General features: G+C 65.7%; 9 protein-coding genes. 7 read left to right on the top strand and 2 right to left on the bottom strand.

Annotation, left to right across the window (positions count from 1 at the left end; translation table 11 throughout):
- Positions 1-440, bottom strand: a 440-nt coding sequence (locus AC1DT2_RS10070) for a carbonic anhydrase (protein ID WP_477296087.1), incomplete at its 3' end; no start/stop codon positions are given.
- 25 nt (positions 441-465) lie between these two features.
- The gene (locus AC1DT2_RS10065) at positions 466-1,344 is read right to left on the bottom strand and encodes an NmrA family NAD(P)-binding protein (protein WP_477296086.1); all 879 of its coding nucleotides are present in this window, start codon (positions 1,342-1,344) and stop codon (positions 466-468) included.
- 467 nt (positions 1,345-1,811) lie between these two features.
- Between AC1DT2_RS10065 and AC1DT2_RS10060 the strand changes: the two genes are divergently transcribed.
- The 7 genes from AC1DT2_RS10060 to AC1DT2_RS10030 are packed head-to-tail and all read left to right on the top strand — an operon-like array spanning position 1,812 to position 8,848.
- Complete coding sequence (locus AC1DT2_RS10060) at positions 1,812-2,297, top strand: RDD family protein (protein WP_477296085.1); 486 nt, start codon at positions 1,812-1,814, stop codon at positions 2,295-2,297.
- On the top strand, positions 2,297-2,977 hold the full coding sequence (locus AC1DT2_RS10055) for an RDD family protein (protein WP_477296084.1): 681 nt from the start codon (positions 2,297-2,299) through the stop codon (positions 2,975-2,977). Before AC1DT2_RS10060 ends, AC1DT2_RS10055 begins: the two co-directional genes overlap by 1 nt.
- Positions 2,974-3,951 (top strand): stage II sporulation protein M, encoded by a 978-nt coding sequence (locus AC1DT2_RS10050; RefSeq protein ID WP_213948050.1) that lies wholly within the window; start codon positions 2,974-2,976, stop codon positions 3,949-3,951. Before AC1DT2_RS10055 ends, AC1DT2_RS10050 begins: the two co-directional genes overlap by 4 nt.
- Positions 3,941-5,455, top strand: coding sequence for a DUF4129 domain-containing protein (locus AC1DT2_RS10045; protein WP_477296083.1), 1,515 nt, complete (start codon positions 3,941-3,943; stop codon positions 5,453-5,455). Before AC1DT2_RS10050 ends, AC1DT2_RS10045 begins: the two co-directional genes overlap by 11 nt.
- Positions 5,452-6,537, top strand: coding sequence for a hypothetical protein (locus AC1DT2_RS10040; protein ID WP_477296082.1), 1,086 nt, complete (start codon positions 5,452-5,454; stop codon positions 6,535-6,537). Before AC1DT2_RS10045 ends, AC1DT2_RS10040 begins: the two co-directional genes overlap by 4 nt.
- Complete coding sequence (locus AC1DT2_RS10035) at positions 6,534-7,541, top strand: AAA family ATPase (protein WP_477296081.1); 1,008 nt, start codon at positions 6,534-6,536, stop codon at positions 7,539-7,541. The genes AC1DT2_RS10040 and AC1DT2_RS10035 overlap by 4 nt, the downstream gene beginning before the upstream one ends.
- Positions 7,541-8,848: a DUF58 domain-containing protein gene (locus AC1DT2_RS10030; RefSeq protein ID WP_477296088.1), complete on the top strand. Its 1,308-nt coding sequence runs from the start codon at positions 7,541-7,543 to the stop codon at positions 8,846-8,848. The genes AC1DT2_RS10035 and AC1DT2_RS10030 overlap by 1 nt, the downstream gene beginning before the upstream one ends.
- Positions 8,849-9,446: the final 598 nt, after the last annotated feature.

Here is a 9,446-nt window from a genome sequence, read left to right as displayed (position 1 = left end):
GGGTGGGCCCGCAGTGCAGCCACGTCGATGGCGACCGCTTTGTACGGGTCCGTGATGGCAAGCGAATCGAGCTGTTCCAGCGGCACACCCATATACGGTGCAAGCAACTCCGGCGCGTTGTGGTAGCAACCGTTTATGCCGCACTGGGTGTGCTGGAGAACCACCAGGTTCCAGTCCTTACCGACTTCCACACCGCCAGCCTTGGACACGGTGCTGAGAATCTTCATGGTCTCGAACAGCGAGGGGTTCACGCGTCCACCCACGTTGCGGATGATCGCCGCCTCGCCAGGTTCCAGCTTCAGGATATCCATGGGATCGACGCGCGGGTCGACGCAGCCGAGGATCAGCGTTTTCAACGTGGGGATGATCTTGAGTTCTTCATGAAAGCCATGCCGTGCGAACTCGGCATTGCGTTGTACGAACTGGGTGATGACGTCCATAACGACCTCGAATGAATGAAGGGAATCAGTTGCCGTTGATCTGATCGGCATGCAGGCGGGCGAATTCGCCCACGGTCATCGAGCGGCGACCGGTGATCGTCTCGACGTTGTTGTCGGCACCGGCCATGTGGCCGTGCTGGTAATCGACCATCGCGCCACTGAGGTGCTGGACGATGTAGGCGGGAACGCCCATCGCCGTGATGGACTGGGCGTATTCGTCAACGGGAAGGTCCTGGAAGACGATCTTGCGGCCGAGCGCCTCGGTGAGCTCCGCAGCCATCTGTTCGTGGTCCATCTCGACCGGACCCGACAGCGGGACGATCTTGCCGACGTAGCCATCCGCATCCTTCAGCAGGGCGGCAATGGCGCGACCCTGGTCGTCGGCGGCGATCGGCGAATGGCGGCCCTTGCCGACGGGCATGCGCAGGATGCCCTTCTGTAGGTACGGCAGCTGCCAGGGGTAGAGCAGCCATTCCAGGAAGTAGGTCGGACGCAGGTGGACGACCGGGACGCCGGACCAGTTGAAGACTTCCTCTGAAATGTACGTATCGCGGCAGGAGTTGCTCGTGGACTCACGGTCGGCCGAGCGCTGCGAAAGGTTGATGATCGTCTTCACTCCCGTTTCCCTGGCGGCCTGGGCGAAGTTCACCGTGGCGGCGAGCAAACCCGGGGCGACYGGATAGACGAAGTAGGCCGACTCGATACCCTGCATGGCGTCACGCAGCGTGTTCACCTCCTGCAGGTCGCCAAGGACCACGTCGGCACCGAGGGCGGCAAGCGCGGCGGAGCGGTCATCGTGGCGGCGGACCATGGCGCGGACATCGAGGCCGAGGGCCAGGGCTTCGCGGACGGCGGCGCGGCCGGTGTCACCGGTGGCGCCCGTGATCAGTACTTTCTTGGACATGGCGGGTATTCCTAAGAGAGAAGCGGGAGAGGAGAGATCGCTTCGGTCAGGCACCTTTGGAAGGGCGCTCCGTTCCGATGGGATGACTATCCTCCCGGCCTCCCAGGCCCGGTAGCCGTTGGTTTTGGCTAAGACCTATCCGGTTTCAGCATGGGCGTTCCGGACCCTCTTTGCGGCCGGACCGCACCCTGCCTATACTCGCTTCGGCGCCGGGGGGCGCCCAGGGGGTTTCAGGGAATGGATGACAATTTCTACGCCGCGCCGCTTATCGATAGCGTCCCCGGGCATCATCGTCTTAGGCGTGTTCGGTCTCGCCCTGCTCAGTCGCCTTCGCCCCTGTGGTCGGCCCATGCTTAATCCCGTGGACAGCTGATGATTTTCGGCAACGAACGGCGCTGCGCGCACGATTACTTGGCCGACACCATCGTCGTCCACCTCTGACTTTTCACCCGGCAGGACTCATGCAAATGGACAGCAATCCGTACGCCGCTCCTCAATCCGAGCTCGAAACCCGCGCCGCCACCCCGGCCAGTCTCGAACGCGCCAAGGCCAGTCGCGGCCAGCGTTTCGGCGGTGCCTTCCTGGATGGCATCTTCAGCACCATCTGCCTCGCCCCATGGACCTATTCCATGAAGAGCGGAGGCATGACGCGTAGCGCGGCCGTGCTCGGCCTCGGTCTCCTGATCGTGCTCTGCATCATCAACCTGGCGCTGTTGAGCAAGAATGGCCAGACGCTGGGCAAGAAGATCGTGGGCACCAAGGTGGTCATGGCCGATGGCTCGCCAGCTCCGCTGTGGCGCATCGTGTTGCTGCGTTGGCTACCGCTGACGGCCGTGTCGCTGATTCCCAAGGTGGGCCTCGTCGTCGCGCTGGTCGATGCCTGCGCCATCTTCACCAGCGAGCGCCGCTGCGGCCACGACTTCGTCGCCGGCACCATCGTCGTCGACGCCTGATGCTCGACACGGTTCGCCAGATCGAGACGCCTGAAGGCGTCTCGCTCCGGTTGCACGCGGCCGGAGCGACGGCGCGTGCGCATGCGTGGCTTATCGACTTCGCCCTGCGTGCGCTCGCCGCATTCCTCCTGCTGGCCGTGCTCGGCATGTTGGGCTCGGCGGGCGCCGGTCTCAGCATGCTGGTGCTGTTCGCGGCGTTCTGGATTTACGGCGTCGCCTGCGAGGTCTGGATGGATGGGCAGACGGTGGGCAAGCGCATGATGAACCTGCGTGTGGTGAATGCGGACGGCACGCCCGTGACGCTGTTGCCCTCGGTCATTCGCAACCTGCTACGTACGGTCGATGCCCTCCCGGGCATCTATGGCATCGGTCTGGTCTGTTGCCTGGTCGATCCCTACAGTCGCCGTATTGGAGACATCGTGGCAGGCACGATGGTGATCCACGTGTTACAGCGCGGCGCCCTGGGCCAGATACCGAACGAGCCGGCTGAACCACCGTCGACGCCCTTGCGCCTGGAAGAACAGGAAGCCCTCGTGGCCTTTGCCGAGCGTGGCCGTAACCTGCATGAAGCGCGGCAACGCGAACTGGGCGACCTGCTGGAGCCGCTCACGGGGCGCATGGGCAATGCGGGGCTGCGCAAGCTGCTGGCGCACGCCAACTGGCTGCTGGGGCGCCCATGAAACAAGAGCGGTTCGTGGCCCTGCACGATGCGGGGTGGTCGGAAGTGGAGAGTTGGATGCGCGGCAGCGGTCGCCAGGCGTGGTCGTCGGCGCTGGCGGAGCAGGGGCTGGATTTCCCGAGCCAGTACCGTCGCATCTGCCAGCACCTGGCCATGGCTCGTGCCCGTGGCTACAGCCACGACGTGACGGACCGCTTGCAGCGCATCGTGGATCGGGGCCATCGTTTGCTCTATCGCCCGCCGGCGCCGCGCTGGCACCGTATCGGCGAGTTCATCGTCGCGGGATTCCCACGCCTTGTCCGTCGCGAGTGGAAGGCGATGGTCATTGCCGCTGCGCTGCTGTACCTGCCGACCCTCATCTGCCTGCTGTTGATTCACTTCCGGCCTGACGTGGCCGGCATGATTTTCAGCGGACAGGCACTGGACCGGTTCGAGCAGATGTACAACCCGACGCGCGACAGGATGGGTCGTACCAGCGGCACGGACGTGGCGATGTTCGGCTTCTACGTGCTCAACAACGTCGGCATCGCTTTTCGCACCTTCGCGGCAGGTCTGTTTTTCGGTGTCGGCGCGATCTACGTGCTGGTGACCAACGGGATCATGTTCGGAGGCATCGCGGGTCACCTGGATGCGATCGGCTACGGTGGTCCGTTCTGGCGCTTCGTCGCCGCGCATTCGTCGTTTGAACTCACGGCTATCGTCATCGCCGGCGGCGCCGGCTTGCGCCTGGGCTACACGCTGCTGGCGCCCGGTCGCATGCGCCGTGGCGATGCGTTGCGCGAGGCCGGTGGCGTGGGTGCACAACTGGTACTCGGTGCCTTCCTCATGCTGGTGGTCGCCGCCTTCATCGAGGCGTTCTGGTCGTCCGTGGCGGCGTTCCCGGACGTCGTTAAGTTTGGCAGTGCCGCGCTGCTCTGGTTACTCGTCATCGCGTGGCTGGCTTTCGGTGGCCGCAGGAGGCGCAGTGGAGATTGAGCGTATCTCCGTCGTGCTGCGCCCGCGCAGTACCCGTGAATCCGCCGACCTCGGCGCAGCGATGCTCCGTCGTCACGCGCAGCCGATCTTCACGGCATGGTTCATCGCGTCGCTCCCGTTCCTCGCGATAGCCATCGGCCTGGCACTGTGGTTGGGACAGCCGTGGGTGTCATTGCTGTTTCTCTGGTGGCTGAAGCCCTTGTTCGCGCGCATTCCGCTGTACGTCGTTTCACGGGCGGTGTTCGCGGAGGCACCCGGCTGGCGCGATGCCTTGCGCGGCATGCGTACGTGGGGCCTGCAAGGCTTGCTGGCCTGGATGACGATTCGTCGCCTCGATCCACGCCGCTGCGTCTTGCAACCCATCGTCTACCTCGAAGGCCTGGATCGCCGCGCACGCACCGAGCGCTGGCGCGTGTTCGGCCGTGGCGTCGAGGGTCCCGGTACGGGGCTCGCGTTGACCTGCATGATGTTCGAGTGGGTGCTCGCACTTAGCCCGTTGCTGTTCCTGCCGATGTTCGTGCCCGCCGAGTTGTGGGAGTCGTACTGGTTCAACGCAGGTTTTTTGCGAACGATGCCCCATTGGCTTTCCCTTCCGCTCGTCGTGGCGTACTACCTCGGCATGTCGGTCGCCGAGCCGCTGTGTACGACCGGTGGCTTCGCGCTCTATCTCGGCCGCCGTACCGAGCTCGAAGCATGGGACCTGGACCTCGCATTCCGGCGGCTGCGTAACCGCCTGCTGGCCACTGCCACCACCGCGCTCCTTCTGATCGCCACGTGTTTCGTCGCACCCACGGCGCATGCCGCCGACACGCCGCGCGACGTCAAACCCGATGCTGTCCGCGTGTCGTTGGCGTCCGCGTTTCCCATGCCGAAGCAGGGCACCGACCAGCGGATGAATGCCGTGTCGGACAAGGTGCTGACCGATCCCTTGCTTGGTGGCAAGACGCAGGCCTGGCGCTGGGTACCGAAACATCCGGCTGCCCCTAAGCCTGCGGAAATCGTTCCGGTGAAACCCATCGTACCGGGGGACGTCGCCGGGGCCGGTGTGGCCTTGAAGGGGGTTCTCCTCGCGTTGCTTGTCGCTGCCGTCGCATGGTTGGGAAGGTTCGCCCTGCAACGCTGGCCCTCGCACCGGGGTGAGCCGGCGACGGCTCGCGCACCAGCGCAGAGTGCCGTGCAGGAAACGGCGGTAGCGGTCGCCGTGCCGAAGGGCTTCGGTGAGCAGGTGCACCTGCTTTGGCGGTCGGGTTCGCGCCGGGAAGCGCTGGCGCTGCTCTATCGCGGTACCGTGGAGCGCGTGGCGACGCGACTCGACGAGCCGGTGTCGCCGGACGCCACCGAAGCGGACGCCATTGCCGGAGCGCGCCGCCTCGATGACGACGACGCGGGCCGTCGCGCCATTCGTATCGTGCGGACCTGGCAATTCGCGGCCTACGCGGATCGTTACCCCTCTGATGAGGAAATGGCCGTCTTGCTTGGCGGCTGGCCGGTGGAGCACGTATGAGCAGGGGTAACGCATGGGCACTGGCTATCGCGGCGCTCGTCTTGCTATGCGTCGGAACGTTTCTCAGCACGTTCGAGCACAAGGAAGTCGACGTGGACGTGCCGCCCTCCGGCAAGGCGGCGACCAATCGCTTTTACGCCCTGGAGCGCGCGATGCGCGGCATGGGTATTCCGGCGCGTTCCGTCAGTGGCGTGCCATCCGGCGATGACTCGCTGGTGGTGCTGGGGGTGAATCCAGCCAACCTGGATCGCGACGACGCCGAAGATCTGCTGTCGCTTGCGGATGACGGGGCAACGGTCGTGTTGCGCACGGGGTCGGACGCGGAGATGGCCCGCGCCTTTTTCTGGAAAAGCCTGAGCAAAGCAGTCGGCCTCGCGCCGGCAGGTACCGGCTGCCTGGACGTTCAGGGGCTCGCCGGTGAGAAGTCCTACGCGTGGTGCGGTATGCGCGTGAAGCTACGTGCCGCTGCCCGCGTCGATGGACTCGGCGATGCGAAGGGTGACCTGATGGTGACGTTCCGTTACGGCGACGGCACGATCACCCTCGTGCCGTCGCTGGATCCTTTCAGCGGTCGTGGCTTCGAAGACCCCGTGGCACGTCGCCTGCTGGTACGCGTGCTGCATCTGGACGACCACGAACAATCCGCCGCCCTGGTGTACCGCGTGGACGGCGATCGCATCTGGAGCCTGCTGTTCACTCGCGGCTGGCCAGCCATGCTTGCGTTCGCCCTGTTGCTGGCTGCGTGGGCGGTATCGCGCGCCGTGCGTCTCGGCCCGCTGCTGGACACCCCGCGTGCGGATCGCCGTGCCCTTGTGGAGCACGTGCAGGCCGCTGGCGAATTCCTTTACCGACGTGACCGCGGCCGTGGTTTACATGCGCGTGTCTGCGCCGGTGTGCTTTCCCGTGCACGGCGGCTGGATCCCGGTGCCGACGACCTCGAGGGCGAGTCGCTCCACGTTCGCCTGGCCGAGCGCTTCGATGAGGCTCCCGCGGACGTTGCGCGGGCATTCCGGCCTCCCGTCGACGCCAATGCGTTTCGCGACAGCATCGCCATTCTTTCCCGATTGCGGAGACATCCATGAACACGTCCGTCGACACCCCGCGCGAAGCCGCGCTCCCGATCACCTTCACACCGACGGAGGTCGCCGCACGTATCGCCGCGCTGCGCAGCCAGGTGGGTCGTGCGTTCATCGGCCAGCAGCCGGTCTTCGAACAGGTGCTGTTGGCCTTGCTCGCCGCCGGTCACGTGCTGATCGAGGGCGTGCCTGGCCTGGGCAAGACCTTGCTGGTGCGCGCCCTTGCCGGTGCCGTCGGGTGCAGCTTCGGCCGCGTGCAGTTCACCCCCGACCTGATGCCTGCCGATGTCACCGGCCACGCCGTGTACGACATGAAGGCCGAGCGCTTCCAGATTCGTCGCGGCCCGGTGTTCGCGAACCTGCTCCTGGCCGACGAAATCAATCGTGCGCCGGCCAAGACACAGGCAGCGTTGCTCGAAGCCATGCAGGAAAACCAGGTAACGATCGAAGGTCGGCGTTTCCCGTTGCCGCAGCCCTTCATGGTGGTCGCTACGCAGAATCCGATCGAACAGGAAGGTACCTACGCGCTACCCGAAGCGCAGCTGGACCGCTTCCTGGTGAAGGTGCAGATCGAATACCCGACGCTGGCTGACGAAACACGCATGGTGACCGAGGTGCTGGACGGGCAGGTAGCCGCGGACCTGGACGTGTCGCGCGTATCGCCGGTGATGAACGACGCGGAGCTGATGGCCATCCAGCGGATGGTGGCCACCCTGCGCGTGGATCATGAAGTGGTGGACTACGCCGTGCGGATCGCACGCGCCACGCGTGAGTGGTCGGGCGTACTGGCCGGTGCGGGTCCACGCGGTGGCCTGGCATTGGTGCGTCTGGCCCGCGCCGCCGCGCTGGTGGACGGCCGCGACTTTGTCACGCCGGACGACGTGCGTAGCGTGGCGATTCCCGCGTTGCGCCACCGTCTCCTGCTGGCCCCCGAGGCGCTGATCGATGGCCAGCATGCCGAAGACATCCTGAAGGGGCTGCTGCACAAAGTGGCCGCCCCGCGCCGATGATTCGTCCCGCTGCCGCCATGCTGTCATTGATCGGCGTCTGGTTCGCCGCGGGCGTGCTGGTGTCGATCGAGCTGTTGCCGCTGTCGTGGTGGGGCATGCTTGGCGCGCTGTGCGCCATCGTGCTGCTAGGCGACGTGTTTCGCCTGGGCCGCCAGGCCTCGCCCGAACTGACTCGCGAACTCGATGCCGTGCTGCCGTTGGGTGAGCGTCTCGATGTGACGCTACGCCTGCGCCACGCGGGCAAACGCAAGCGTCGCGTACGCATCCACGACATGCACCCCGGTGGCTGGCGCGTCGAGGGTCTGCCACGCACGGTTGACCTCGCGCCGTCGCGCGAACTGAATTTCTCGTATGCGCTATGGCCGGCTTCCCGAGGCAAGTTCGCCTTCGCCGGCTGCCAGGTGGAACTGACCTCGCCCTGGCGCTTGTGGCATCAGCGCCGCACGCTGGATGTCGCGGCGGATGTGCGCGTATTTCCGAATTTCGCGCCGCTCGCGCGTATGGCTGGCCTTAGCGTGGAGCTGGCGTCGCGCTCGGTAGGCGCGCGGCTGCAACGCCGGCGCGGCGAAGGTACGGAATTCCAGGAACTGCGCGATTACCGCGTGGGCGACAGCCTGCGCAAGGTGGACTGGAAAGCGACCGCGCGGGCGGGCCGCCTGATGTCGCGCCAGTACCGCGACGAGAGCCACCAGCAGGTCGTGCTGATGCTGGACTGTGGTCGCCGCATGCTGGCCGAGGACGACGGCGTGGGCCACTTCGACCAGGTACTCAACGCATCGCTCGCACTGGCCTACATCGCGCTTCGCCAGGGCGACAGCGTAGGGTTGCTCGCCTGCGCGGGTGAGAACACACGCTGGTTGGCGCCGCAACAGGGTGCCGGCGGCATGGACATGCTGTTGGGGGCCGGTTACGACCTGCGCGCGGAATCCACGCCCACCGACTATCTCCACGCGGCGAGCGAGCTGCAGACACGCCAGCGAAGGCGTGCATTGGTGGTACTGGTGACCAATGTTCGCGACGAAGACGACGAGGAGCTACGCGCGGCGGTGAAGATGATGTCGCGTCGGCACCTGGTCATGGTGGTGAGCCTGCGAGAAATGGCACTGGATCGCGCGGCGACTGGTGATACAGACAGCCTGGAAGCGGCCATCCGGACAGCCGGTGCGCTGCGCTACCTTGACCAACGGGACGCGGTACATGCGCGCTTGCGACGGGAAGGTATTGCCACGCTCGATGTACTCGCCAGCGAGTTGTCCGGCAGGCTGGTGGAGCGGTATCTGGCGATCAAGCGGGCAGGGCGCCTCTGAGCTCTCACCAGAGCCAGACAGGCGCGTATGAAGATTCGCTCCTGAACTAAAAGAAAGGTTCTTCGCGGAATGCCGGGGACGCCGAAGACGGTGAGGCGCAGAGCCTTCGGCGTGTAGACGTGGCGGCGCAGAGCCTTCGGTGTTCAGGCGTGGCGGCGCAGAGCCTTCGGTGCCCACCCTCGCTGCTCAGACACGTCCTCCGCGTTTCGTACCGGAAAGTCCGCTGCGCGGACCACGTTCTTATTGGCCTGCGGCCGCTCCACTTGTGCGGAACTCGCCTCGAGGGCGGGCACCGAAGACTCTCCCCATCCCTGAGGTTCGTGYGGGTCGAGCCGACGAAGCAACGCCGCTTCGRCTGCTGGCTCGTCSCCATCGCGGAACGGTCAACCGCGTCGCGCCGSTCGCGATCGTCCGCGCGCAGCGGCGCCGCGGCGAGGAAGGGTCTCACCAAGCCGGAATGTTCGTAGCACGACCGCCGTAATGGTCCGCTTGGGCGGCCACGCTCACACCAGCTCTTCGTCCAGCTGACCGTATCGTCGTGAGAGACCTTGGTGTCCACCCTCGAGGCGAGTTCCGCACAAGTGGAGCGGCCGTAGGC

It is taken from the genome of Luteibacter sp. P4_E6 (assembly GCF_056401535.1).
This window is presented reverse-complemented; position numbering and strand designations above follow the sequence as displayed.